The sequence below is a fragment of the Peptoniphilus lacydonensis genome, from assembly GCF_900106515.1.
Classification (GTDB): Bacteria; Bacillota; Clostridia; order Tissierellales; family Peptoniphilaceae; genus Peptoniphilus_A; species Peptoniphilus_A lacydonensis.
In genome coordinates this window covers 526,409-551,667 of record NZ_FNWF01000003.1, presented here as the reverse complement: position 1 = coordinate 551,667, position 25,259 = coordinate 526,409, and the positions used below count along the sequence as shown (strand labels likewise).

Here is a 25,259-nt window from a genome sequence, read left to right as displayed (position 1 = left end):
TTTGTAAAAAGAGAGGGTTTATTGTGAAAGAAGTAAAAATCTCCGTAAGAAATTTAATAGAATTTGTCAAAAGAAGTGGCGATATTGACAGGAGATTTTTTTCCAATAAAAGAGCTATCGAGGGAATAAAGGCACACCAAAAGATTCAAAAGTCTTACACAAAAAATTATCTCACAGAAGTTTTTTTAAGAACTCATGAAGAAATAGAGGATATAAATTTCACAGTAGAGGGTCGTGCTGATGGCATTGAAGTTGCAGAATCTGTAACTATCGATGAAATAAAATCTACCACAAGGGATTTAGAAGAACTTGAAAAAGAAGAAAATCTAATGCATTGGGCACAGGCAAAGTGCTATGCTTACATATATGCAAAGGAAAAGGGACTAGACGACATAAATGTTATGCTCACTTACTATCAACTTGAAACAGAAGAAGTCATTCATATAAAAAGAGCCTTTAGTTTTGGCGAACTTCGAGATTTTTTTATTTCTACTCTTATGGAATATCTGGAATTTTCAAGAAGAATTGTTGAGTGGAAGGAAATAAGAGATGAGTCCATAAAAAGTTTAAAATTCCCATTTAAAAATTTTAGGAAAGGACAGAGAGAACTTTCTGTTGCAGTTTATAACACAATTGATGATAAGAATAAATTATTTGTAGAAGCACCAACAGGAATTGGCAAGTCAATTTCTACAATTTTTCCGACAATAAAGGCAATGGGAGAGGATAAGATTGACAAAGCCTTTTACCTTGTAGCAAGGTCCACTGGAAAAAATGCTGCGAAGGATGCCCTCGAGAAACTTTTAAACAAAAAATTGAAAGTGAAAATTACAATTGTAACTGCAAAAGATAAAATTTGTTTAAATGATAAAGTTTCTTGCAATCCCAAGGACTGTCCCTATGCCAAGGGACATTTTGATAGAGTCAACGATGCAATCATAGACATATTTGATTCCTGCGATAATTTTTCTAGAGAAAATATTGAAAAATTTGCAAAACTTCACATGGTTTGTCCTTTTGAATATCAGTTAGATCTTTTGGACTTTTCAGATTTTATTGTATGTGATTATAATTATATTTTTGATCCGACAGTATATTTAAAGAGATTTTTTGAAAATACAATGCTTAGATTTACCCTACTTGTAGATGAAAGTCACAATCTATTGGAGAGAGGTAGAGAAATGTATTCATCGGAAGTTTTTTTGGATGATTTAATAAATCTATATGAAATTCTTCCTAAAAAGAGAAAGACTGCGAGAAAACACCTTAATAATGCGATAGAAGAGTTTAAAAATTTGGGTGATAAAACTTTTTATTCTTATGAATCCTTTGTAAAGTTTAATGGAGAGATTGAAAAGACAGTTTTTGCTATGAATGATTTTTTGACTAAAGATAAGGAGGTAGAAAATTATGAAAAGGGGCTTGACATTTACTTTTCACTCTTCAAATATATAAAAATTTTGGAGTATTACAACGAAGATTTTGTATCCATAAAAGGTGGAGAGAGCGTGAAAATAAAATCTCTCGACATTGCACCAATTTTTCAAAATATTTTAAAAGTACCAAAGTCTTCTGTATTTTTTTCTGCAACCTTGAGTCCAATAAAATACTACGGTAAACTCCTTGGAGCAGATAATGATACAAATTATTACAAAATAAAATCGCCTTTTGATCCAAAAAATTTAATAGTTTTTCGCAATCAAAATATTTCAACTGTATATAGAGATAGAGAAAATGCAATTAATGAAATAGTAAAAAATTTAGAAATTTTTACAGAGGACGATGGAAATTATATTTTCTTTTTTCCGTCATATTCTTTTATGGAAAGCGTCTATAAAAAATATATAGAGGAAAATAAAGGCGCAATAAAACAAAATAGAGAAATGACAGAAAGGGAAAGAGAAGAATTTTTAAATAATTTTACATTTTCATCTAATACAACAGCCTTTGCAGTTATGGGTGGAGTTTTTTCTGAGGGAATAGATTTAATTGGTGAAAGACTTAAAGGTGTAGCGATAATAACTGTTGGATTGCCAGGACTTTCCTATGAAAGAAATATTTTAAAAGTTCACTTCCAAAAAAAGTACAATAAAGGTTACGAGTATGCCTACATCTATCCAGGCATGATAAAAGTTGTCCAATCTGCAGGAAGAGTTATAAGAACAGAAGATGATAAGGGGAAGGTTCTTTTAATAGATAAGAGATTTTCATATGAACCTTACAAATTTTTACTGCCAAATCACTGGAAAGTTTATGACTTTATGGACTCGGCTGAAATAAGTGAAATCTTAAGAGAATTTGAGGAAGAGAAAGACAAGTAAAGTCACAAAAGGAATAAAGAGGAGTTTTTAAAATGAATTTAGAGAGGAAAAAAATTATAGAAAAAATTGGATATGCAGTAATAGTTTCTTTTATTATTTTTGTTTTTTTGGCATCAGTTAAATTTAAAGGAACTTCATACTCTTTTTTTGTATTTAGGTCTCTTTTAAATCCTATTTCAATTTTTATTGGATTTAGTTGTTTCTTTGGTATCCATATTAGGGATTTTTTTAAAGATTTAATCAAGGGAATAAAAGAAATAAAAGTACAAGAGTTAATTTTATTTTTAAAATATGTTTTTATTTATCAGGGAATTATTATTTTAACAACAAATTTGGATGCTTTACAAGAAATGAGCAATGATTCCACTAGTTCTATTGATTTATATGTAAGCATTACAATGATATTATTTGTCTTATTTGAAGAGTATATCTTTAGATATATAGTACAAAGGAAGTTAATGAACGTCTCAAGAGATTATGGAATCCTAGTTATGGCAATAGTTTTTGGACTATTTCATTACGGAAAATATAAATCAGGTTTTTTATTTGGTATTGCATTAGGAATTATTTACGCAATAACAGAAAATATCTCTTATACCGTAATAATTCACTATTTTTTAAATTCAACAGTATCCATGAGGATTGCAGTATTTTGTCAAAATCTTTTTGCGGTAAATAACATTGAATTAGCCCAAATAAATAAGACTACTGGATTTATAAGTTTACTCTTGGGATTTATTTTAATTATTGGGCAATTTTTATTAAATAAAGATTTTGTAGCTACTTTTAATCAAAGGGAAAAAGAAACTCTTAAAAAAGTACTGCAAGAGATTAAATATTTACCTGAACTTATAAAGGCATTCCCACTTAATATAGGGTTTCTCTTTAGATTTTTTATTTTCTTACAAAAATAAATTTGAAATTTTAATTTTTTTAGCATAAATAAGGAACAAATAAATTTGTTAGAAAATTTTTAATAGGATAAATTGCACAAAAGTAGAGAAAATTATCGCAAATTGCTTTACAAATAGCTACATTTGTGGTAGTATTAGCTAGTAAATCAGAAGGAGCCAATGGCGGCTCTTTTTTTTAGCACTGGAGGTGTTTTTATGGCAGATAGAGTAGTTCTTGAGTGCACACAATGTAAAAACAGAAATTATGTGACATATAAAAACAAAAAGAACACTACTGAAAGATTGGAACTAAAGAAGTATTGTAAATTCTGTAAAGAACATACAACTCACAAAGAAACTAAATAAGGAGGATTTATGGCTACTAAAACTACACCTAAGACTGAAGAGAAAAAAGGCAGTTTAGGTAGATACTTTAGAGGTGTGAAATCTGAATTCAAAAAAGTTGTATGGCCTACAAAGGATACTGTAATCAAATATTCAATAATAGTAATTGTGGCAGTTATTTTGTCATCATTATTGTTATTAGCATATGATAAAATCGTAATGTTTTTATTTGGTTTTATTTTTTGATTGGAGTGTTTTAATTGGATACACAAGAACTTAATAACAATGAAGCTTCAAAATGGTATGTAATTCACACCTATTCTGGTTATGAAAAAAAGGTAAAGGATAATATGGAAGCCATGGTTCATAATCGTGGAATGGAAGATTTGATTTTTGACATTAGAATTCCCATGGAAGAATATGTTGAAAATAAAGAAGGCATTTCAAAGGCAAAGGAGAGAAAGATGTTTCCATCTTATGTCCTTGTAAATATGATTATGAATGATGAAACTTGGTATCTTGTGAGAAACACAAGAGGTGTTACTGGGTTCGTTGGGCCTGCATCCAAACCTGTTCCATTAACTGATGAAGAAGTATTACTTCTTGGAGTTACAGATAATAAGGAATTATTTGATAACTACGAGATAGGTGAAGTTGTTAAAGTTATTAATGGACCATTTAAAGATTTGGTAGGTAAAATTAACAATTTCAATTACGACAAAGCTAAGGTTAAGGTATGTATCTCAATGTTTGGAAGAGATACAATAGTTGAATTGGATTTCAATCAAATTATTAAAGAATAGTAAATGTGTGGGAGGGTAAACCCGCATTACCACAAGGAGGAAATAAAATGGCAAAAAAAGTCATAGCATTAGTAAAATTACAAATTCCTGCAGGAAAAGCGACACCAGCACCACCAGTTGGTACTGCACTAGGACCACATGGTGTAAATATTATGCAATTCACAAAGGAATTTAACGCAAAGACTCAAGATCAAGCAGGTATGATTATTCCTGTTGTTCTTACAGTTTATCAAGATCGTTCTTTCACTTTTATCACTAAGACTCCACCAGCTGCAGTTTTAATTAAGAAAGCTCTTAATATGTCTAAAGCAAGTGGTGAACCTAACAAGAAAAAAGTTGGAAAATTGACAAAATCTCAAGTTGAAGAGATAGCTAAAACAAAGATGCCAGATCTCAATGCAGCAAGCGTTGAAGCTGCTATGGAAATGATCGCAGGCACAGCTAGAAGTATGGGTATAGAAGTAGAAAGATAAGTGGGAGGCTGAGCCGAAAGTACCACGAAGGAGGTAAATATGCCAAAAAGAGGTAAAAAATATCAAGATAGCGTAAAGCTAATCGATAAATCAAATTTATATGATGTAAATGAAGCTCTTGACTTAGTTACAAAGACTGCTAAGGCAAACTTTGATGAAACAGTTGAACTTGCAGTAAGACTTGGTGTAGATCCAAGACATGCTGACCAACAAGTAAGAGGTACTGTAGTACTTCCTAATGGAACAGGTAAAGAAGTTAAAGTCCTTGTTCTTGCAAAGGGAGAAAAAATTAAAGAAGCTGAAGCAGCAGGTGCTGACTATGCAGGTGGAGAAGAATACGTTGAAAAAATTCAAAATGAAAATTGGTTTGATTTTGATGTACTTATTGCAACACCAGACATGATGGGCGTAGTTGGTAAGATTGGTAGAGTTCTTGGACCAAAGGGACTTATGCCAAACCCTAAATCAGGTACAGTTACATTTGATATAGAACAAGCTGTAAAAGAAACTAAAGCAGGTAAAGTTGAATATAGAGTAGACAAAGCTGCAATCATTAATGTTCCAATCGGAAAAGTTTCTTTTGGAGTTGATAAACTTGCTGAAAACTTCAAAGTAATTGCAGATGCTATAATAAAAGCAAAACCAGCAGCTGCAAAGGGTCGTTATTTAAAATCAGTGACAGTTTCATCAACAATGGGTCCTGGCGTTAAAGTTAATGGATCTAAATTAATGGAAAAATAAAAACACCAAAAATAAACCCCTCTTATTTCAAAAATTAAAAGAGGGGTATTTTTATGACCTTTTAAGAAAATCTTAAAGTTTTTTAGTTTTAAAGTTTTTGCAAATCACGTGTTAGAAAATTTTTTAGTAAAAATATAACTAGTACAGTGACTGCAAAATCAATTGATAAGAAAGATGCATTATAAGTTATAGAGTAAGCCCATGAGTTCATACCAGCTGGAGTATATTGCTTAAAGAAGATTACTCCAGATAGAACATGACAAATAAATCTACCTAGTACACCTACAAGTGATCCAAGTAAAATTGTTTTAATGGAATGAGTTTTTTGAAATTCATCCTTAAAAAGTCCTGCAAGGCCTAAAAGACCATATGCCAATGGATAATCTAAAATAGCTTGAACTGGATGGAAAATACTTCCGCCGAGTATCATAGATAATACTCCATAAACTGAACCAACTACAAATCCTTTGGAAGGTCCATACCTAAGAGCAAATATAATTAGAGGAATCATCTTGCCAGGAGAAATAGATCCGCCATTAGGTAGTTCATAAATTTTAATCGTACGAAGAATAAGGGCGAGTGCTATACACACAGAACCTTCAACTAACATTTTTGTTGTCCAATTTTTATTAATTTTTTGCATAAAAAATACCTCCTTTGCACATACTTAAAGAGGTTTAGACACTTCCCTCCACAAGCATTACCTTGATTGGTTTAAGGGTATAATCTCAGCCAAATGGCACCCCTAGTGCAAGTTAATTATAGGTTATTGGTCTTCTTTTGTAAAGTAAGTTACAGATTAAAAAGATAATATAAATTGTATATTTAAATTAGTCACCAAAGAACATAAAAAAATATTGACAAATTAAATAAAAGTATATATAATACTAATGTTACTAAGCCGCAGACAGTAGGTGGCATTGCCATAAGTCCTACCGAGGTTTGAAATTCGGATTTATTTGATTTTCACATCTCACGGCGGCGTGAGATTTTTTTATTTTGGGGGTGACAAATTGAAAGAAGAAAAATTACAATCAAAACAAGCCCTAGTTGATGAAATTAAGGAAAAAATTCAAGGAGCACAATCTATAGTTCTTGTAAATTACAGAGGTCTTACAGTTGAAGAAGTAACTGAACTTAGAAGTAAGTACAGAGAAGCAAATGTTGACTACAAAGTTTACAAAAATACAATGATGAAACGTGCTTTTGAAGAATTAGAAATTACTGGACTTGAAGAATTTTTAAAGGGACCAAGTGCCGTAGCTTTTGGTATGGAAGATCCAGCAAGTGCAGCTAAAATTTCATCAGAATTTGCAGAAGATCATGAAGCTTTAGAAATTAAAGCAGGTTACGTTGATGGAAAAGTATTATCACTTTCTGAAATTGACGATCTTGCTAAATTACCATCTAAAGAAGTTCTTGTTGCACAAGTACTTGGCGGCTTGAATGCACCAATCCAAGGATTCGCAAATGTATTAAATGGAACATTGTCAGGATTTGCTAGAGTTATTGCACAAATTGCTGATAAAAAAGAACAAGAAGCAGCATAATATTATGCTAAAAAATTAGGATTATTAAAATAACGGAGGAATAAAATGTCAGAAAAAGTAGAAAAATTAATTGAAGAAGTTAAAGAACTTACAGTATTAGAATTATCAGAAGTAGTTAAAGCTCTTGAAGAAGAATTCGGAGTTTCAGCAGCAGCACCAGCAGCAGTTGCAGCAGCACCAGCAGCAGGCGGAGCAGCACCAGCAGCAGAAGAAGAAAAATCTGAATTTGATGTAGTAATCACTGAAGCTGGACAAGAAAAAGTTAAAGTAATAAAAGTTGTAAAAGATATTACAGGACTTGGACTTAAAGATGCAAAAGCAGTAGTTGACGGAGCACCTAAAGCAGTTAAAGAAGGCGTTTCAAAAGACGAAGCTGAAGAAATCAAATCTAAGCTTGAAGAAGTTGGAGCAACTGTAGAAGTTAAATAATTAATGTGAAGTTAATTTGTTAAAACTACCTATCAGATGTAGGTAGTTTTTTTATAGATACATAGTAAACTAAAAATATAAATAGGATAACAAATGAAAATTAAGAAAATTACTATTATTCCAATTTTGGCAGTTATAATTATGCTTTCAAGTATAATAAAACTCCCCAGTGTTTTTCTGGGGGCAGAATTTCAAATGTCTGCACCAATTTCTGTATTTATAGCAATGTTATTTGGTCCACAAATTTATATTATTGCAGGAGTACTTGCATCTTTTTTATCCTTTTCCTTAGGTATTTCTAATATTTACGGAATTATTGTAGTTTTAGTTTTTAGATTTGGAGTTATTACATTTATATGGATTATAAAGAATAAAAATATCTGTCTAATTTTTTCAGGTGTCTTTGGATCTATATTATCTAGAATAGTATTGTCAAATTTATTGGGAGTATCTTTTATTAGTTTAATTATACCTGCTTTACCAGGAATGATTTTAACGGGAATATTTGCAAGACTTCTATATGAAAAATTGCATTTGATTTTAAATAATTATATAAAATTGGAGGAAATAAGTTGAAGTACAGTGTAAAAATGAGAGCTTCTAAAAATATTGATGATAAAGATTTGCACATTGGTGGAGCTGAAAAAATTATTGATGAAAGTGAACTTTTAAATGTTGTAAACAAACTTACTTTGCGTGGTTTAAATCATTCAAGGGGAGATGCTGACTTTATAAATTTAAAAATAAATAAAGTGTTTGAAGAAGATATTATAAAAGTTAAAGCTTTAAAAACAAGAACTATAGATGTCAAAGATTCTAATGAAGGACTTAGTGTAGTACGAGATCTTTTAACTTCAATGGGTATAAGTGATGCTCAAAAAGTAATCGACTTATTAGTAAATACAAATAATATGAGGGGAGCTATAATCTTAAATATTTTTGATTTTAAAAGAATGGAAAGTGATCACGAAAAAGGGATTAGAGTAACTAATATGGATTATGATAAAAATAAAGATGTAGAAGTTAAAAATCATAGAAGAGAGGCTTTGTGTTTAGCTACAAAAACATTAAATGCAAAAGCTATAATTGGTGAAGTTTGTATTTCTGATGATCCCAACTATGTAACAGGTTATGTTGCAAGTAAAAATGAGTACATAAGAATTACAAAATTAAAAGAAAAAGGCGACTACAGGGGAGGACGCATTTTTCTTTTTGATCCACGTTTGGATACAATTGAAAATACTATAAATTATTTAGAAAATCAGTTGGTGGTAGTTTATGAATAGATTTGATTTTTTAGAAGAAAAGCTTGATTTACTTGAAAAACAAAACTTAATAAGGGATGAAAGAGTATTTTCAACTCCACAACTTCCAAAAAGTAAAATAGGATCTAAAGAATATCTTTTATTTTCATCAAGCAATTATCTGTCCTTATCGGAAAATGAAGAAATATTGGATATAGTAAAAAGTAAGATGAAAAATATTGGAATGGGAAGTGGGGGATCAAGGTTAACTACTGGTACTCATAAATTACATATTGAACTTGAAAAGATGCTTTCAAGTAGTATTGGTTATGAAAATAGCTTACTCTATTCAAGTGGTTTTATGGGAAATTTAGGGTTTCTCAGTGCAATGTGCGACAAAAATACAATTGTATTTTCAGATGAGAAAAATCACGCTTCAATAATTGACGGTATAAAACTAAGTGGTGCTACTGTTCAGATATACAAACATCTTGATTTTTTAGACCTTGAAAACAAATTAAAAAAGCATCCAAATAATAGAAAAGTTGTTGTTTCAGACGGCGTTTTTAGTATGGATGGAGATATACTTCCTTTAGATAAATTTTGCTTAATTGCTAAGAAGTACGATGCAATAAGCTATGTAGATGATGCACATGGCTTTGGAGTATTGGGAAAAAATGGTTTAGGAATTACGGATATGTATGATACTTTACCTGATGCACTTTTAGTTACTTTCTCAAAAGCAATTGGAACTAGTGGGGCAGCTATTTTATGTTCTGATTTGATTAGAAAATATCTTTATAATAGTAGCAGAGAATTTATATTTTCAACTTCTTTAAGTCCTTTTGATATTTTGATGACAATGGAATCTTTAAATTATATTTTAGAGAATAATAGTAGGATAATAAAATTAATGAAAAATATTGATTATCTTAAAGAAAAATTAAAGGACAATGGATATGATATTTTGAGTAACTCTCATATAATCCCTATTTTTATAGGAAATGAAGAAAAAGCTCAAAAAATTTTTAAAAATTTATTAGAAAGTGGAATTTTTTTATCTATAATTAGATTTCCAGCTGTGCCTAGAAACCAGTCTATACTTAGAGTAACTCCTATGGCAGAACACAGTATTAAAGATTTAGATTTTTTAGTAGAAAAACTTAATGAATGTGTAAGATCTATTAACGACTGATATATTTTTATAGTTTATTTAAAAAAGTCCTTTTTGCTAGTTTTATAGTAAAAAGAACTTTTTTTATTGTTAAGAGTTTTTCAAAACTTTATTTATAATAATCTTATTTTCAAACCACAGGGAAGAAAATATTTATAAACTGTGGTAAAAATACCATTAATACTGTTGCGATTGGTTGAGTTGCAGCATAAAATGATGATACTTTGTCGTCATTTGTTACTTGAAGAAGTGCTCCAAGTGAAGGTGCAGATGTCATTGCACCAGTTGTTGCTCCAAGTGCTGCAAAAAGTGGCAGTTTAAATACTTTATATGAAATTATAAAGGAAATAAGAGCTGGCACTAAAGTCATAATTACTCCGGCAAAGAAAAGTTTTGCTCCGTATTTTGTTACTACTTCTACAAATCCACTTCCTGCACTTACTCCTGATTCTAGTAGGAAAAATGCAAGTCCAAGATCTCTTACAAGTGATAATTTTTCTTTTGAAACTGATAAATTAATTTTTTCAATTTTTCCATGGTGACCAAGAATTAGTCCTGCAATTAGTGATCCTCCTCCTGCACCAAGTGAAAGATTTACACTATCTCCAATAGGAATTTTTATTGATCCCAATAATATTCCCAAAACACATGTGAGTGCAATTGGAAATAGTCCATTTTTTTCAAAGTCAATTAATTTTTTAATTTCAATTTTTTCCCCAGCATTGTCGTTAACTGGAAGAATTAGCTTGTTGTTTTCTTCTTCGACATTTACTTTTAAAATTCGTGGAATAAGTTGAACAATAAGAACAACTCCAACAACTCCAAAAGCATAAGCAATTCCATATCCAACGCCTGGAAGATTTGAAGTAGTAAGACTTTTTACAGTTCCAAGCATTGACGTTGAAGTCATTGCTCCAGTTGCAAGTCCCATAGAAAGTGAAAGTTCGATATTAAATACTTTTGAAATAAATACTATTAAGAAACCACCTATGATTGCAGTTATAAGTGAAATTGCAATAAATGAAATTCCATTTTTCTTAATGTTCGAAGAAAAAGTTGGTCCAGCCATTAAACCTATTGGTGCAAGGAAAAGCACAAGACCAAGACTTGCCAAAAATTTTGGGACTGTATAGCCAAAGTGACCAAAGAAAAGTGCTATAATTAAAATTGCAGAAGCACCAAATCTAATCCCAAAGAAATTGATACGACCAAAGGCATAGCCTAAGACCATAATTAAAAATATAATTAGTAATTCATTCATACTAAACCCCCTTAGAATAAAATATAATAGCACTTTTAAATAATAAAGTAAAGCTTTTTTGCATTTATTTAATACACATAATAAAATAATTTAAACATAAATTTAAAAAATTTTACATATTATATAAAGTTATTACAATTATGAGATGATTTGTAATATAAAAGGTGATGTTGCAGAATAGATGATTCTACTCTGCGACATCATTTTTTTATCAAGTATTTAAGTTTAGCCATTGTGTTTTTTGCTTTTAAAATATTTTCTAGATAAATTTTTCTTGTTTCTCTTAAAAATGAGTGCACTTAATAAAGCTATACTTTTAAAAATTTTTTCTCAAGCAGCTTTGTATTTTATGATTTCTAAATTCTTATTTTCTATTTTTGATGCCAGTTTATTTAAGTTTAGTGCTATTGATAATAGACATATTTCACTTATTATGTTTTCTTTTCCTCTGTGGTGGAATCTGTTATAGTTTAAGTCTGACTTTATTTTGGAAAATGCTCCTTCGGCTTGAATCGATCTATTTAATCTTTCTTCTATTCCTTGGTCGAATATTATGTTTTTTAAGGTTTCTTCTCTATATTTTTGAAATGTTTCTGCTATGTAGATTCCCTTGCTTTTTTGTCCTTCTTTGTTCCAATCGAAACATCTGTAGACTTTTGTTGTTGTTACGTATCCACTTTTTCTTTTTCTGTATCTGTCATTACATCTTATGAATTCTTTGCCCTCTTGTGATATGTATTTGTCTTGTCTTTCATCGTATTTTAAGCTTTTCCTAAATTCTTGTTCTTTTTTGTATTTTCTTGTTTTCGACTTTTCATAGTTTGATGGTTTTATATAGGATGTTAAATTATTTTCTGCTAAGAATACATAGTTTTCTTCGCTTTCGTATCCTGCATCTGCGACTATCCTGTTTAGTTTATTTGGATATTTTTCTAAAAGGTCTTTTAAGAATGGTTTTAGTGTGTACATGTCACTTGGATGATGGGATATGTTTTCTCCTATGATGAAGCCTGATGCACTTGCTAATTGGATATTGTAGGCTGGTTTTAGTTGGCCGTTTTTCATGTGGTCTTCTTTCATTCTCATGAAGGTTGCATCATGGTCTGTTTTTGAATAGGAATTTCTATAGTCTCCCATTATTTCTAGATGTTTCCTGTAGCTTTCTAGTTTTTCTTTCCAGTCTTTTAAAAGTTCATAGTCCCTTTGTTCTTTTGTTTTTCTTTTTCCTTTTCCGTAAACAAATTTTATTTTTTTCTGTTTGCAATATTTTCTCAATTGATTAAAGATTGTTGTTACTGCTTGAAGTACTTGGTCTGGAATTAGACTTTTACTTAATCCTAGTTCTTCTTTCATCCTCTCTATTAATTTTTCTTGCCACTTTTCTATACTTCCTCGCCATACAAAACTATATCTGTTGGCATAGACTTCTATCTTTGTTCCATCTATATAGATACTTGATAGGTCTATCTGATTTTCTTCTATCAGTATTTGAACTATTTGATTTAGTAAATCTGGTGTTAGTTCTACAATTTTTTGTCTAAATCTGTTTATTGTGCTATGGTCTGGTGGTAGTTCTTTATCGAGTAAGTACTTAATTCTTAAATCATATTTACAAGCTTTTTCTATTCCTCTTGATGAAAATATTCCTTCTGAATAGCAGGATATTATTATTTGAAGCATAATTACTGGATTTACAGTAGGTTTTCTTCCAAATGATGAATAGACTTTTTTTAGCTCTGATAAGTTCATCCTCTCTATTATATTTTTTACAAGCCTTAGTTTAACATCATCTTGGATATATATTTCTGTATTAAAGTTTAATCTTAGTTGAATTGTATCATTAACTAGTGTATAGTTAGTTAATGATGATGTATTTGTAGTTGTTTTCATAAATACATTATATCAAAAAAGACGAGGATTTTTATGGTTCCTCGTCTTTTTTCTATATAGGGGACTTTTGCAACAACCTCTTGTTTTTTATAAAACTTTATTTTGATTTTAATTTTTTGTTTTCTTTATAATATTGAAAACATTCAAAGATGATAAATATACATGGAATTATAAAAAATAAATAATTGTCATTTTGAGAATAAGCAATATCCCCTGCAGTAGCTATTGCATCTATGACATTAAATGAAATTAAGATGAGATAGAAATCATGACCTATTATTGATTTTTTTATTAAAAACATTCCCACTATGTTAAATGTAAGTAAGCTTATGAAATAATTAAGAGTATGATTTTTTCCCTCAAATTCATTAAAAACTATGTGACTTCTGCTTGCATAAGATACTTTAAAAAGTAGATAAAGTATTACAAAAATAGCTAGATATTTTAAGACATTTTTTGTTTTGAAATTCATTCTAAATCACCTCTCTACTTTTAGATAGTTACCATTTAGGATAGCCATACCATCTGCTGACAACTATAGTATATCTATTAAGATCATTTCTATCAATTGATTCAATTATAAGACCTGGTAAGTTTTTTTCTTTTAAGTCATATAAAGGTTTTCTAACAGTGTAATCTTGAAGAATCCCAGTTAATCCAAAAGGTGATGAGAATGAACCCATGAGTGAACTAACAATAGATTTCTTTATGTCGGGTGCACTTAAAGCATCATAAAGTTGTGCTACTTCTGATGGAGTTAAATAAGTTTCTCTCATATCTACAGAGTCTTTTCTATATTGTCTTACCTTATTATTAGAACTAGCTCTTAATTGAAATGTTTCAATAGACTTCTGATTATCAGAAGAATCAAAATAGTTGTTTATAATGACATCTTCATACATTTGATATTGTTCTAAAGCATCTTGTTCTAATAATTGAAGTTTTACTAAATTTAAATCATTTAGTAATTCTTCTGGTAAAGTTCCTTTTTCATTTAAATCGGTTGGACTATTGGCATAAACATTTGAAATACTAAATAAAATTAGAAATGTTAATAAAATCTTTAAAAAATTTCTTTTCATAAAATATTACCTTCTATGTAATTCTAAAAAAAATTTGCTTTCACAGTTAAAAAATAATAAAATCACCCTCCTCAAATATAAATTATAAATATATACTATCACATAGTAACGTTATTTAAAAGTACATAAGAAAATTAAATTATATTAATAATTTATAGTAAGAATAAAAATATATTAAGATATGTGGTATACCATATTTTTGGTATAATAAAGAAAGGTGATTATATGTCTTTTAGCGAAGTTAAGAATCTTTGTCTGTTTTTGAATAGAAATTTCTATAGTCTCCCATTATTTCTAGATGTTTCCTGTAGCTTTCTAGTTTTTCTTTCCAGTCTTTTAAAAGTTCATAGTCCCTTTGTTCTTTTGTTTTTCTTTTTCCTTTTCCGTAAACAAATTTTATTTTTTTCTGTTTGCAATATTTTCTCAATTGATTAAAGATTGTTGTTACTGCTTGAAGTACTTGGTCTGGAATTAGACTTTTACTTAATCCTAGTTCTTCTTTCATCCTCTCTATTATATTTTTTACAAGCCTTAGTTTAACATCATCTTGGATATATATTTCTGTATTAAAGTTTAATCTTAGTTGAATTGTATCATTAACTAGTGTATAGTTAGTTAATGATAATGTATTTGTAGTTGTTTTCATAAATACATTGTATCAAAAAAGACGAGAATTTTTATGTTTCCTCGTCTTTTTTCTATATAGGGGACTTTTGCAACAACCCCTAATAATCAAAAATTTATTTCCTAAGATTTTTTAAAAGTTCTATTTCCCTTTTGTGCCCTTCAAGTTCATTTGGTGTTTCTAAATAAAAGGGAAGATTTCTTAATTTTTCGTGATTTATAATTTTTTCTATTGTGTCAAGACCAATTTTACCTTCGCCAATTTTTTCGTGGCGATCTTTTTTTGCACCAATTTTATTTTTGCTGTCATTTAAATGAATTGCGTAGAGTTTATCTAGTCCTATAACCTCATCAAATTCTTTTAAAACTCCATCCAAGTCATTTACTATATCATAGCCTGCTTCGTGAATATGGCAAGTGTCCATGCATACGCCAACTTTTTCTTTTAAGTTTACACCTTCTATTATTTTTGAAATTTCTTCAAAGGTGGAGCCAACTTCTGTGCCTTTGCCTGACATGGTTTCGAGTAAAACTATGGTATTTTGATCTTCGTGAAGGACAAAGTTAAGTTGTGCAGAAATTATTTCAATTGCCTTTTCTATTCCAAGCCCTGTATGTGAACCTGGATGAAGATTGTAGTAAGTGTTTTTAAAATATTTTAGCCTTTCTAAATCTTCTGCCAAAACAATATTTGCAAATTCTCTTACACTTTCTGTTTTTGAACAAGGATTTAGCGTGTAGGGTGCATGGGCAAGAAGTGGACCAAAATTATTTTTCTCTGCTATTTCCATTAATTTATTTATATCACTTTCGTCTAATTTTTTCATTTTTGATCCTCGTGGATTTCGAGTAAAAAATTGAAATGTGTTGGCAGAAATTGAAAGTGCAGTTTTGCCCATATTGGCATAGCCCTTTGATGTGGAAAGATGTGAACCAATTATAAACATATTACCTCCTGAATAAAATTTAGTGAAATTTGTTTTCTTTTGGATCGTGAAACTTCACGACTTTTGCAGGAACTCCAACAGCAGTTGAATTTGGTGGAATATTTTCCAAAACGAGAGCACCTGCTCCTATCTTTGCACCATCGCCAATCACAACTGGTCCAAGTATAGTTGCTCCTGTACCAATTATAACATTATCTCCAACTGTTGGATGTCTTTTCATTTCTTTTTCGTTGCCAGTCCCTCCTAGAGTTATGTTGTGATACATATGGCAATTATTTCCAATTTCTGCCGTTTCTCCAATTACCACAGACATTCCATGATCTATAAAAAGATTTTTTCCAATTTTTGCACCAGGGTGTAATTCTATTCCAGTTTTTTTTCTAGCCCTTTGCGAAATCCATCTGGCAAAAGTTGTGTGGCCTTTTTTATAAAAGTGATGTGCAATTCTATGACTTATCATGCAAGAAACAATAGGGTACATAAAGATTGCTTCAAATAAACTTTTACAGGCAGGATCTTTTTTTAAAATAAATTTTCCATAGGAATGTAATTCTTTAAAAAGATTATTCATTCTTAAATAAGTCTGTTGACATATACCTTTCTGCAGTATCAGGTGCGACTGTTACTATATTTCCACCAATTTCTTTTTGCATTTTTAACGCACCCAAAACATTTGCACCACTAGAAATTCCCACTGAAAGTCCTTCTTCTCTTGAAAGTCTTTTTGCCATTTTTATAGCTTCTTCTGATGGAACTGTAATAGTTTTATCAAGAATTTTTTTGTCTAAAACTTTTGGAATAAAGTTTGCACCGAGTCCTTGGATTTTGTGAGGACCAGCTTCTCCCTTTGTAAGAAGTGGAGATTCTTCTGGTTCAAGACCCCAAATTTTTATATCTTTATTTTGTGACTTCAAATATCTTCCAACACCGGTTACAGTTCCTCCAGTTCCAATTCCAGCAATGAATCCAGAGATATCTTTTAACTCTTTATAAATTTCTGGACCAGTAGTTTCTTCGTGAGCTACTGCGTTATACTTATTTTCAAACTGATTTGGCATAAAATAATTGCCTGTTGCTACAAGTTCTTTTGCTTTATCGACTGCAGTTTGCATTCCACCTTCTCCTGTCAAAATTAAATTTGCACCAAAGGATTCAATTAAATTTCTTCTTTCAACAGACATTGAAGAAGGCATTATAATATTTACTTTGTATCCAAAAGCACTACCAATCATGGCTATTGCAATACCAGTGTTTCCACTTGTAGGTTCCACAATTTCCATTCCTTCTTTAAGAGAGCCATCTTCAATTGCACCTTTAATCATATAAAGTGCGGCTCTATCTTTAACTGAACCTGCTGGATTTGATTTTTCAACCTTTACAAAAACTTTTCCATTTCCAATATTTTTAAGTTGTACAAGTTTTGATTTTCCAATTGTTTCTAATAATTTTGTCATTTTTTTCCTCCTAAATAAAAAAGAGAGTATATGCAATCATATACTCTCTAAATTCTTTTGCCTTAAAAAATTCTAAATATTGATTCGCATTCAAATAAGTTCTATAAAATTTTTTATAGAACAACAACAGAATGCTTGAGTTGTGAAATTTTTAAAGATTTTCATTTCAATACACCTCATTCAATATGACTCGACTATACTATTAAATTTTTGTTTTGTCAAGTCATATGAAAAATTTTTCATAGATAGTATTTGAAATTATATTTTATTTAAAGATAATTTTAGTTAATGAAGATGAAAAACATTATATTAACTAAAAATAAATAAAAAATTAATTTTAAAGTTTCTTTACAAATCAAAATTTTCAAAGGAAACAATGGAATTTTACAAAGGGTTTAAAAATAAATTAATTTGTGAAATTTTCTTGAATATAAAGTGCTTTGTTAGTTATAATGTAATAAGTAAATAAAAAGAGGTGTTTTATGAAAGTTTCAGTTATCCTGGCAGCAGGAGAAGGAACGAGAATGAAGTCCAAAAAACCTAAGGTACTTCATGAAATTCTTGGAAGACCTATGCTTTTTTATGTCCTGAATTCTTGCAAACATTCGCAGATAGAAAAAAATATTGTAGTAGTGGGACACAATAAAGAAAAAGTGCTGGGGGCCTTTGAAGAGGAAGAAAATGTAGAATTTATTGAGCAACCAATTGGTAAGGATGTGCCTTATGGAACTGGATTTGCTGTACTGAATGCTATTAATAAAATAAATGATGAAGATACGGTTATAATTTTAAATGGAGATACTCCTATTATCTCGGACTCAACTATTTCTTGTTTTTTGAAATTTCACGAAGAGAGAAATAATGATGTAACAGTTCTTTCGGCTGATTTAAAAGATCCAACAAATTATGGAAGAATTGTAAGAGATGGAAATGCAAAGGTAGTTGCAATTGTAGAAGAGAAAGATGCAAGTGAAAAACAGAAATTAATAAGAGAAATTAATTCTGGAATTTTTGCTTTTAAGGGAAAATCTCTTAAGTACGCACTTTCACAAATTAAAACAGACAATGCTGCAAATGAAATGTATATTACTGATGCTCTTGGTATTTTAGTAGAAAATGGAGAAAAAGTTGATTCTTTTAAGCTTAGAGATACAAGGGAAATACTAGGTGTAAACTCCAGATATGAGCTTTCCATTGCAGCAGAAATTCTACAAGAAAAAATAAATAAAGAATATATGTTAAAGGGAGTTGGTATTGTAGATCCAAAATCCACATATATTGAATTGGGCGCAGAGATTGAAAAAGATGTTATGATTTATCCTGGCACTTGCATTGACAAAAATTCTGTAATTAAAGAAGGTACAAGTATTTATTCTTCAACTATAATTAATTCGACAATAGAAGAAGATGTAACTATAAAATCTTCTGAAATTGAAGATTCAAAGGTAGGTTCTGGTACAACAGTTGGACCTTATGCACATCTTAGACCAAATTCTAATGTGGGCAAAAATTGTAAAGTTGGAAATTTTGTAGAGATTAAAAATTCTAATATTGGAGATAAATCTAAAATGAGTCATCTTGCTTATGTTGGTGATGCTGATGTGGGAAGTGGCGTTAATATCGGATGCGGTGTTGTTTTTGTAAATTATAATGGCAAAGAAAAATTTAGATCAAAAGTTGGCGACAATGCATTTATTGGTTCAAATGCAAATTTAGTTGCCCCAGTAGAAGTACAAGACAATGGTTATGTTGCAGCAGGCTCTACAATTACTAAAGATGTTTTAAAGGGACAGCTTTCTCTTGAGAGGGCACCTCAAAAAAATATAGATGGTTGGGTAAAACGTAAAGGATTTTTAAAATAGGAGGACATAATGAGTACAGTTAATGGAGATATTGTAGTATTTACAGGAAATTCTAATACTAGTCTTGTAGATAAGATATGTGAGAACTTGGGGATTGACAAGGGAAAGTGTACTGTTTCTACATTTTCAGATGGAGAAATTTCTATTGATATAGGAATTTCTGTAAGAGGTAAGGATGCTTTTATAATTCAATCAACTTCTTCACCAGTAAATGATAATTTAATGGAACTTTTAATTTTAATTGATGCACTTAAAAGAGCATCTGCTGGCAGAATTAATGCAGTGATTCCTTATTATGGTTATGCAAGACAAGATAGAAAAACTAAGGCGAGAGAACCTATTACTTCAAAACTTGTTGCAGATCTTTTGACCAAGGCTGGAGCAGATAGAGTTGTTGCAATGGATCTTCACGCAGGTCAAATTCAAGGATATTTTGATATTCCTGTGGACCACTTGACTGCAGTTCCTTATCTTGCAAGATATTTTAAAGATATTGTAAAAGAAGATGATTTTGTAGTAGTTTCACCTGATCTTGGCGGAGTTACAAGAACAAGGAAGTTTGCAAATGAATTAAATCTTCCAATTGCGATTATTGAAAAGAGAAGACCGAAGGCAAATGTATCTGAAGTTATGAATATTATTGGTGATGTTGATGGAAAATCTGTAATTTTAGTAGATGATATTGCAGACACAGCAGGTACTATTACTCAGGCAGCTGATGCACTAAAGGCTAAGGGTGCAAAATATGTTTATGGTGCAGCAACTCATGGAGTGTTGTCTGGCCCTGCCATAGAAAGAATTAAAAATTCATCTCTAGAAAAGTTTGTAATAACTGATACAATAGAACTTCCAGAAGAAAAAAATATAGATAAAATAGATGTTGTATCTGTTGCACCAATTTTTGCATCAGCAATTAGAAGAATCAACACATCAACATCAGTTAGCGAAATGTTTGAATAAGGTGAGAGAGTGTATATAATAGTAGGTCTAGGAAATCCTGGTAAGAAATATGAGGATACAAGACACAATATTGGTTTTAAAACTATTGATGCACTTGCCGATAAATTAAATATAAAAGTTAATAAGATGAAATTTAAGGGGCTTGTAGGAGAAGGGAGAATAGCTGGAGAAAAAGTTATTCTCTTAAAGCCTCACACTTTTATGAATAATTCAGGTGAGTCCGTAGTTGAAATTTTAAATTTTTATAAATTAAAACCAGAAAATTTATTAGTAGTAGTTGACGATATAGACATTGAATTTGCACAGCTTAAAATAAAAAAGAATGGTTCTGCTGGAACACACAATGGTCTAAAATCAATTGTAAATTTAATAGGAAGTAAAGATTTTGCCAGATTTAAAATTGGTGTTGGTAAAAAACATCCAAATGAAGATTTGGCAAGTTTTGTGTTGTCTAATTTTCCATCTAGGGATAAAAAACATATTGAAGATGCAGTAGATGCTTGTTCTGAATCAATAATAAAAACTGTTACAGATGGAATTGATGTTGCGATGAATTCTTATAATAATAATATTTATTGAGGTGCAAATTGAGTTTTTTAATAAATAGCGTAAAGAACTTGAAATCTTTTAAAGAACTTGAAAATTCAATAGAAAATTTTAAAAACACTGCTGTATTTGGATCTGATGAGGCAGTGATTTCTCTTTTTGCACCAGCTTTTTTATCTCAGGGGAAAAAAGTTTGTGTGATTTCACAAAATAGGGTCACTGCAAGAAAAACTTATGAAGATATACTAAGTATTTTCAATGAAGAATGTGTAATATATCCAGAGAAAGACGTCTTCCTTTATGACAGAGATTCAAAATCAAAGGAAAATACTAAAAAAAGGCTTGAAGCAATGGCAGAAGTTTCCACTGGAAATGCCAAAATTGTTGTGACAACTCTAAATGCTCTTACTGCGAAAGTATCAAATCCAGAAGTTTTTGCAAGTCACAAAATAAATATTAAATTAGGGTCTGTAATTTCAATAGAGGATTTAAAATTAAAATTGATGGAGATGGGGTACGAGAGGTTTCCAGGTGTTGAAGGCGTGGGACAATTTTCTATTAGAGGGTCAATTATTGATATTGCAACTTATGATGAAAATTATAGAATTGAACTCTTTGACGATGAGGTGGATTCAATAAGAAGTTTTGATATTGAAACACAAAGATCAATTGAAAAGTATGATGAGATAAATATTTTTCCGATAGAAGATTTGATCTTAAAAAGTGATGACAAAAACAAAATTCCAAAAAAAGTAAAAAAGGATATTTCAAAGACAAGATTAACTGGTAAGGAAAAGGATAGACTGACAGAAAAGTTTTTAAAATATGTAGATAGGCTTGAAAATGATGAAAGTATTTTAAATAAAGATTTGATTATTCCCTATGTTGAAGAAAGTGATTTGTCATCTTTTTTAGATTATCTTGATAATTTTATTTTTTTAATTGATGAGCCAAGTAGAATAATTGAAAGAGAAGATGAACTTTTTGTCCAAAATGGAGAAAAAATTTCTATGTTAATAGAAAAGGGAGAAGTTACAAAATCTCATGAAAAAACTTTTTATGATTATAAATACATTGTAGAAAGATTAAATGAAAATAAAATTGTAACCTTTAATTCTCTTTTAAAGCCACCGAAGATGTTCAGCCCTCAGGACATAGTGAATATGAAAATAAAAAGTGTCACAAATTATATGTCCAAGATAAAATTATTTAAAGAAGATTTAAATTATTATGGCAATAATAATTTTAAGGTGATTTTACTTGGTGCAACAGAAAAAAGAGCAAAAAGGCTTTTTGAACACTTAGTGGAGCTGGGATATTCTCCAGAATATGCAAGGGAAAAAGATGATTTAAAAAAGTTTTCAAATTTAATTGTAACCACAGGATCCCTAAATAATGGAATTGAATTTTCTGATTCAAAAGTTGTATTTATAAATTATTCAGAAATTTACGGTTCTTTTTCAAATAGAAAGAAAAAGAAAAAACCAAAGAAAAAAGAACTTAATTTTGAAGATTTAAAAATTGGAGATTATGTTGTGCATGAAGCACATGGTGTTGGGAAATATGTGGGCACAACTAGACTTTCTGTTTCGGGAATACAAAAGGACTATATAGTAATAGAATATGGCGGAGAGGACAAGCTATTTCTTCCAATTGAATCATTGGACTCAATTTATAAATATTTACAAGAGGGAAAAAGTGAGCCAAAGGTAAATAAATTAAATTCTTTGGATTGGAAAAAGAAAAAAGCTCGTGCCAAAAAATCTATTGACGATATGGCAGAAGAACTTATAAAACTTTATGCTACAAGAGAAAACACCAAGGGATATGCTTTTAGCGAAGATAATCAGTATCAAAGAGAATTTGAAGATGCCTTTATCTATGAGGAAACAAATGGGCAGTTAGTTTCATCGGAAGAAATAAAAGAAGATATGGAAAAAAATGTGCCTATGGATAGACTTTTATGTGCCGATGTTGGATATGGAAAAACAGAAGTTGCCCTTCGTGCAGCTTTTAAGGCAATTCTTGATGGAAAGCAAGTTGCTTTTTTAGTTCCAACAACAATTTTGGCACAACAACATTATAATACCATGAAAGAGAGATTTAAAAATTTTCCAGTAGGCATAGGTCTTCTATCGAGGTTCAGAAGTAAAAAAGATCAAAAAAATGATCTTGAAGGACTTAAAGATGGAAATATAGATATGATTGTTGGAACTCATAGGCTTCTATCAAAGGATGTTCACTTTAAAGATTTAGGTTTACTTATAATAGATGAAGAGCAAAGGTTTGGTGTTCGTCACAAGGAAAAACTTAGGATGTTAAAAGAAAATGTAGACACTTTGACTTTGACGGCGACACCAATTCCTAGAACTTTGCAAATGTCTATGATTGGAATAAGAGATATGTCTGTGATTGATGAGCCACCAGAAGAGAGATTTCCAGTTGAAACTTATGTGTTGGAATATAATAATTTAATGGTTCGTGAGGCAATTTTAAAAGAAATTGAAAGAGATGGTCAAGTATATTTTCTATATAATAAAGTTTCAAATATGGAAAATAAATTAGCAGAGTTAAAAAAGTTAGTGCCTGAAGCAACCTTTTCTATGGCAAATGGTCAAATGAGTGAAAAAGTTTTGGAAGATACTATGATTGATTTTATAGAAGGAAATATTGATGTATTAGTTTGTTCTACAATTATTGAAACTGGTATGGATGTTCCCAATGCAAATACAATGATTATAACTGATTCAAATAGACTTGGACTTTCACAACTTTATCAGCTTCGTGGAAGAATAGGAAGATCGTCAAGGATTGCTTACGCTTATTTTACCTACGACAGATCTACTTCTATTTCTGAAGTTGCACAAAAAAGACTTGAAGCAATAAAAGAATTTACCGAGTTTGGATCTGGTCACAAAATTGCAGAAAGAGATTTGGAGATAAGAGGATCTGGGTCAATTTTGGGATCAAGACAATCAGGGCATATAGAAAAGATTGGTTATGATCTTTATATGAAATATTTAAAAGACGCTATCATGAAATTGAAGGGAATTGAAGTTGAAGATAAAATTGAAACTACAATTGATTTGAAACTTGACTCTTTTATTCCAAAAGAATATATTGAAGATGACAAAACTAGGCTTGAAATTTATAAAAAGATTTCTGTAATTGATTCTGAAGAAGATTATTCAGATTTAGTTGATGAATTAATTGATAGATTTTCTGATTTTCCTGAAGAAGTTTCTAATTTGATGGATATTGCACTTCTAAAAAATAAAGCACAGATAGCAAGGGTAAGTTCAATTTCTCAAAAAGATAGCGAGTATAGAATAAAAGTTGAAGGTGAAGTTGCAATTGAAACAATTATGGAGTTAAATAATGAATTTGAAAATATTTCTTATTCTATGAGTGATGAAAATGAAATTGTAATTTCAGAATTAAAATATCCTTTAGATGAACTTAAAAAACTTGTAAGTATTTTGTATTTACACAAAAAAGACACAAAAACATCTAGAAATTAGTGTATAATAAAAATATTGACGAAAAATAAATATAATAAAGGAGAGAAAAATGGGTTTTAAAAAATTTGGAAAAGTAGTAGTGGCTGTTGCTCTAGCTGGGTCACTTATTGCTTGTAGTGGTAAAAAAGAAGGAGTAGCTGCAGAAGTTAATGGGACAGATATTCCAATGGAAGATTTTTATAAATCTTATGCAGCAAGAGTAAATCAACTTACTTCAATGTATGGTGAAGATATTCTTAAAAATGAAAATGACAAGCAAAAGAAATCTACTGATGAGCTTTTGAGAGAACAAGCACTTGAAGATTTGACAACAACTGAAGCTATAAAACAAGATGCGGAAAAGTCAAATATTACAGTTACAGATGATGAAGTAAATAAAAAAATATCTGATATAGAAAAACAACTTGGAGGCAAAGAACAATTTGATAGTTTCTTAAAACAAAATGGTCTTCCAAGGGACTATGTAACAGAAAATATGAAAAATCAGATGTTAGTTGGGAAATATACTGACGCAAAACTAAAAGAATTAGAACCGACTGATGAAGAAGTAAAAAAATATTATGAAGACAACAAAGATTCTTTCTTTAAAGCAAAAGCTTCTCATATTTTGGTTAATGATTTAAAAGAAGCAAATGTCCTTAGAAAAAAAATTTTAAAGGGTGAAGATTTTGCAAAAGTAGCTAAAGAAAATTCAAAGGACACAAGTAGCGCAAAAAATGGTGGATCACTTGGCGAATTTACAAATGGTCAAATGGTGGAAGCTTTTGATGAACAAATTGCAAAGATGAAAGAAGGAGAGATTTCTGAACCGATTAACACTCAATTTGGATATCACATTATAAAACTTGATGAAAAGAAAACTCGTGAGTTTGATGAAGTTAAAGATGAAGTAAAAGCCAATCTTCAACAAGAAAAATTCAAAGATTATATTGATAAAGTAAAAAAAGATGCAAAGATTAAAAAATATGTAGATACTAAAAAAGATGTAGAAATTCCTGAAGAATATAAGAACTTTGGAAGGATTGAAAAAGAAGGACAAGAACAAACATCTGAAGCTAAAGAAAATACAAACAAAGATGCAAATAAAAATTCAACAAAAGAAAATACAAAAGATAATAAAAAAACAAAATAATTTGAAT

The 25,259-nt window shown here is 30.1% G+C and carries 26 protein-coding genes, 1 riboswitch and 1 other annotated feature; of the genes, 17 read left to right on the top strand and 9 right to left on the bottom strand.

Translation table 11 applies throughout. The annotated features are described in order from the left end of the window. The first annotated feature begins 23 nt into the window (after positions 1–23). The 7 genes from BQ5450_RS04365 to rplA all read left to right on the top strand — a co-directional run bounded on the left by BQ5450_RS04365 (position 24) and on the right by rplA (position 5,576). Positions 24–2,321 (top strand): ATP-dependent DNA helicase, encoded by a 2,298-nt coding sequence (locus BQ5450_RS04365; protein ID WP_010242630.1) that lies wholly within the window; start codon positions 24–26, stop codon positions 2,319–2,321. Between the two features lie 32 nt (positions 2,322–2,353). Beyond that, positions 2,354–3,235, top strand: a complete 882-nt coding sequence (locus BQ5450_RS04360; RefSeq protein WP_071126094.1) for a CPBP family intramembrane glutamic endopeptidase — start codon at positions 2,354–2,356, stop codon at positions 3,233–3,235. A 195-nt stretch (positions 3,236–3,430) separates the two neighbouring features. Further along, on the top strand, positions 3,431–3,580 hold the full coding sequence (gene rpmG / locus BQ5450_RS04355) for a 50S ribosomal protein L33 (RefSeq protein ID WP_010242627.1): 150 nt from the start codon (positions 3,431–3,433) through the stop codon (positions 3,578–3,580). A 9-nt stretch (positions 3,581–3,589) separates the two neighbouring features. After that, on the top strand, positions 3,590–3,805 hold the full coding sequence (secE, locus tag BQ5450_RS04350) for a preprotein translocase subunit SecE (RefSeq protein ID WP_010242626.1): 216 nt from the start codon (positions 3,590–3,592) through the stop codon (positions 3,803–3,805). 14 nt (positions 3,806–3,819) lie between these two features. Then, entirely contained in the window at positions 3,820–4,362 is a 543-nt protein-coding gene (gene nusG / locus BQ5450_RS04345) for a transcription termination/antitermination protein NusG (RefSeq protein WP_071126093.1), read from the top strand. 47 nt (positions 4,363–4,409) lie between these two features. Continuing rightward, positions 4,410–4,835: a 50S ribosomal protein L11 gene (gene rplK / locus BQ5450_RS04340; RefSeq protein ID WP_010242624.1), complete on the top strand. Its 426-nt coding sequence runs from the start codon at positions 4,410–4,412 to the stop codon at positions 4,833–4,835. A gap of 39 nt (positions 4,836–4,874) precedes the next feature. Beyond that, positions 4,875–5,576 carry a 50S ribosomal protein L1 gene (gene rplA / locus BQ5450_RS04335; RefSeq protein WP_071126092.1) on the top strand — a complete coding sequence of 234 codons (702 nt, stop codon included), beginning with the start codon at positions 4,875–4,877 and terminating at the stop codon, positions 5,574–5,576. An 88-nt stretch (positions 5,577–5,664) separates the two neighbouring features. On the opposite strand, the gene thiT is transcribed toward rplA, so the two are convergent. Then, the gene (gene thiT, locus BQ5450_RS04330; RefSeq protein WP_199820671.1) at positions 5,665–6,219 is read right to left on the bottom strand and encodes an energy-coupled thiamine transporter ThiT; all 555 of its coding nucleotides are present in this window, start codon (positions 6,217–6,219) and stop codon (positions 5,665–5,667) included. A 26-nt stretch (positions 6,220–6,245) separates the two neighbouring features. Continuing rightward, positions 6,246–6,333, bottom strand: a riboswitch (TPP riboswitch). Between the two features lie 126 nt (positions 6,334–6,459). Then, positions 6,460–6,581, top strand: a sequence feature (ribosomal protein L10 leader region). Positions 6,582–6,589: 8 nt separating this feature from the next. Here thiT and rplJ point away from each other — a divergent pair. From rplJ to BQ5450_RS04305, 5 genes are all read left to right on the top strand, one after another. Further along, positions 6,590–7,126: a 50S ribosomal protein L10 gene (gene rplJ / locus BQ5450_RS04325; protein ID WP_010242620.1), complete on the top strand. Its 537-nt coding sequence runs from the start codon at positions 6,590–6,592 to the stop codon at positions 7,124–7,126. Positions 7,127–7,171: 45 nt separating this feature from the next. After that, positions 7,172–7,555, top strand: coding sequence for a 50S ribosomal protein L7/L12 (rplL, locus tag BQ5450_RS04320; protein WP_010242618.1), 384 nt, complete (start codon positions 7,172–7,174; stop codon positions 7,553–7,555). A gap of 93 nt (positions 7,556–7,648) precedes the next feature. After that, a complete protein-coding gene (locus BQ5450_RS04315) occupies positions 7,649–8,131 on the top strand; it encodes a hypothetical protein (protein ID WP_071126091.1) in 483 nt (160 codons plus the stop codon). Continuing rightward, positions 8,128–8,841 (top strand): 6-carboxyhexanoate--CoA ligase, encoded by a 714-nt coding sequence (locus BQ5450_RS04310; protein WP_083379716.1) that lies wholly within the window; start codon positions 8,128–8,130, stop codon positions 8,839–8,841. The genes BQ5450_RS04315 and BQ5450_RS04310 overlap by 4 nt, the downstream gene beginning before the upstream one ends. Next, positions 8,834–9,994, top strand: a complete 1,161-nt coding sequence (locus BQ5450_RS04305; RefSeq protein WP_071126090.1) for an aminotransferase class I/II-fold pyridoxal phosphate-dependent enzyme — start codon at positions 8,834–8,836, stop codon at positions 9,992–9,994. Before BQ5450_RS04310 ends, BQ5450_RS04305 begins: the two co-directional genes overlap by 8 nt. A 109-nt stretch (positions 9,995–10,103) precedes the next feature. Here the strand turns inward: BQ5450_RS04305 and BQ5450_RS04300 are convergent, their stop codons facing one another. The 8 genes from BQ5450_RS04300 to cysK all read right to left on the bottom strand — a co-directional run bounded on the left by BQ5450_RS04300 (position 10,104) and on the right by cysK (position 17,231). Then, complete coding sequence (locus BQ5450_RS04300; RefSeq protein WP_071126089.1) at positions 10,104–11,234, bottom strand: aspartate-alanine antiporter-like transporter; 1,131 nt, start codon at positions 11,232–11,234, stop codon at positions 10,104–10,106. A gap of 330 nt (positions 11,235–11,564) precedes the next feature. Beyond that, entirely contained in the window at positions 11,565–13,124 is a 1,560-nt protein-coding gene (locus tag BQ5450_RS04295) for an IS1182 family transposase (protein WP_071126088.1), read from the bottom strand. 97 nt (positions 13,125–13,221) lie between these two features. Continuing rightward, positions 13,222–13,596, bottom strand: a complete 375-nt coding sequence (locus tag BQ5450_RS04290) for a hypothetical protein (protein ID WP_071126087.1) — start codon at positions 13,594–13,596, stop codon at positions 13,222–13,224. A 28-nt stretch (positions 13,597–13,624) separates the two neighbouring features. Then, positions 13,625–14,206 carry a hypothetical protein gene (locus BQ5450_RS04285; protein WP_071126086.1) on the bottom strand — a complete coding sequence of 194 codons (582 nt, stop codon included), beginning with the start codon at positions 14,204–14,206 and terminating at the stop codon, positions 13,625–13,627. Between the two features lie 241 nt (positions 14,207–14,447). Beyond that, the gene (locus tag BQ5450_RS04280; RefSeq protein ID WP_071126085.1) at positions 14,448–14,852 is read right to left on the bottom strand and encodes a hypothetical protein; all 405 of its coding nucleotides are present in this window, start codon (positions 14,850–14,852) and stop codon (positions 14,448–14,450) included. A gap of 94 nt (positions 14,853–14,946) precedes the next feature. Continuing rightward, positions 14,947–15,777: a deoxyribonuclease IV gene (locus BQ5450_RS04275; protein ID WP_010242590.1), complete on the bottom strand. Its 831-nt coding sequence runs from the start codon at positions 15,775–15,777 to the stop codon at positions 14,947–14,949. 19 nt (positions 15,778–15,796) lie between these two features. Further along, positions 15,797–16,348 carry a serine O-acetyltransferase EpsC gene (gene epsC, locus BQ5450_RS04270; protein ID WP_010242588.1) on the bottom strand — a complete coding sequence of 184 codons (552 nt, stop codon included), beginning with the start codon at positions 16,346–16,348 and terminating at the stop codon, positions 15,797–15,799. Beyond that, positions 16,341–17,231 (bottom strand): cysteine synthase A, encoded by an 891-nt coding sequence (gene cysK / locus BQ5450_RS04265; RefSeq protein WP_071126084.1) that lies wholly within the window; start codon positions 17,229–17,231, stop codon positions 16,341–16,343. The genes epsC and cysK overlap by 8 nt, the downstream gene beginning before the upstream one ends. 482 nt (positions 17,232–17,713) lie before the next feature. On the opposite strand from cysK, the gene glmU reads away from it, so the two are divergent. The 5 genes from glmU to BQ5450_RS04240 are packed head-to-tail and all read left to right on the top strand — an operon-like array spanning position 17,714 to position 25,252. Further along, positions 17,714–19,093, top strand: coding sequence for a bifunctional UDP-N-acetylglucosamine diphosphorylase/glucosamine-1-phosphate N-acetyltransferase GlmU (gene glmU / locus BQ5450_RS04260; protein ID WP_010242586.1), 1,380 nt, complete (start codon positions 17,714–17,716; stop codon positions 19,091–19,093). Positions 19,094–19,102: 9 nt separating this feature from the next. Beyond that, positions 19,103–20,053, top strand: coding sequence for a ribose-phosphate diphosphokinase (locus tag BQ5450_RS04255; protein ID WP_010242585.1), 951 nt, complete (start codon positions 19,103–19,105; stop codon positions 20,051–20,053). A gap of 9 nt (positions 20,054–20,062) precedes the next feature. Next, positions 20,063–20,632: an aminoacyl-tRNA hydrolase gene (gene pth, locus BQ5450_RS04250; protein ID WP_071126083.1), complete on the top strand. Its 570-nt coding sequence runs from the start codon at positions 20,063–20,065 to the stop codon at positions 20,630–20,632. Between the two features lie 8 nt (positions 20,633–20,640). After that, positions 20,641–24,120 (top strand): transcription-repair coupling factor, encoded by a 3,480-nt coding sequence (gene mfd / locus BQ5450_RS04245; protein ID WP_071126082.1) that lies wholly within the window; start codon positions 20,641–20,643, stop codon positions 24,118–24,120. Positions 24,121–24,169: 49 nt separating this feature from the next. Then, on the top strand, positions 24,170–25,252 hold the full coding sequence (locus BQ5450_RS04240; protein ID WP_071126081.1) for a peptidylprolyl isomerase: 1,083 nt from the start codon (positions 24,170–24,172) through the stop codon (positions 25,250–25,252). Positions 25,253–25,259 lie beyond the last annotated feature (7 nt).

Bases quoted from the DNA above. Each gene is read 5' to 3' on its own strand.
- glmU (WP_010242586.1), top strand. From the start codon at position 17,714: ATGAAAGTTTCAGTTATCCTGGCAGCAGGAGAAGGAACGAGAATGAAG.
- thiT (WP_199820671.1), bottom strand. From the start codon at position 6,219: ATGCAAAAAATTAATAAAAATTGGACAACAAAAATGTTAGTTGAAGGT.
- BQ5450_RS04280 (WP_071126085.1), bottom strand. From the start codon at position 14,852: ATGAAAACAACTACAAATACATTATCATTAACTAACTATACACTAGTT.
- BQ5450_RS04255 (WP_010242585.1), top strand. From the start codon at position 19,103: ATGAGTACAGTTAATGGAGATATTGTAGTATTTACAGGAAATTCTAAT.
- BQ5450_RS04315 (WP_071126091.1), top strand. From the start codon at position 7,649: ATGAAAATTAAGAAAATTACTATTATTCCAATTTTGGCAGTTATAATT.
- BQ5450_RS04360 (WP_071126094.1), top strand. From the start codon at position 2,354: ATGAATTTAGAGAGGAAAAAAATTATAGAAAAAATTGGATATGCAGTA.
- rplL (WP_010242618.1), top strand. From the start codon at position 7,172: ATGTCAGAAAAAGTAGAAAAATTAATTGAAGAAGTTAAAGAACTTACA.
- BQ5450_RS04240 (WP_071126081.1), top strand. From the start codon at position 24,170: ATGGGTTTTAAAAAATTTGGAAAAGTAGTAGTGGCTGTTGCTCTAGCT.
- rplA (WP_071126092.1), top strand. From the start codon at position 4,875: ATGCCAAAAAGAGGTAAAAAATATCAAGATAGCGTAAAGCTAATCGAT.
- BQ5450_RS04275 (WP_010242590.1), bottom strand. From the start codon at position 15,777: ATGTTTATAATTGGTTCACATCTTTCCACATCAAAGGGCTATGCCAAT.
- rplK (WP_010242624.1), top strand. From the start codon at position 4,410: ATGGCAAAAAAAGTCATAGCATTAGTAAAATTACAAATTCCTGCAGGA.
- secE (WP_010242626.1), top strand. From the start codon at position 3,590: ATGGCTACTAAAACTACACCTAAGACTGAAGAGAAAAAAGGCAGTTTA.
- cysK (WP_071126084.1), bottom strand. From the start codon at position 17,231: ATGACAAAATTATTAGAAACAATTGGAAAATCAAAACTTGTACAACTT.
- BQ5450_RS04285 (WP_071126086.1), bottom strand. From the start codon at position 14,206: ATGAAAAGAAATTTTTTAAAGATTTTATTAACATTTCTAATTTTATTT.
- BQ5450_RS04295 (WP_071126088.1), bottom strand. From the start codon at position 13,124: ATGAAAACAACTACAAATACATCATCATTAACTAACTATACACTAGTT.
- rpmG (WP_010242627.1), top strand. From the start codon at position 3,431: ATGGCAGATAGAGTAGTTCTTGAGTGCACACAATGTAAAAACAGAAAT.
- BQ5450_RS04305 (WP_071126090.1), top strand. From the start codon at position 8,834: ATGAATAGATTTGATTTTTTAGAAGAAAAGCTTGATTTACTTGAAAAA.
- BQ5450_RS04300 (WP_071126089.1), bottom strand. From the start codon at position 11,234: ATGAATGAATTACTAATTATATTTTTAATTATGGTCTTAGGCTATGCC.
- epsC (WP_010242588.1), bottom strand. From the start codon at position 16,348: ATGAATAATCTTTTTAAAGAATTACATTCCTATGGAAAATTTATTTTA.
- BQ5450_RS04290 (WP_071126087.1), bottom strand. From the start codon at position 13,596: ATGAATTTCAAAACAAAAAATGTCTTAAAATATCTAGCTATTTTTGTA.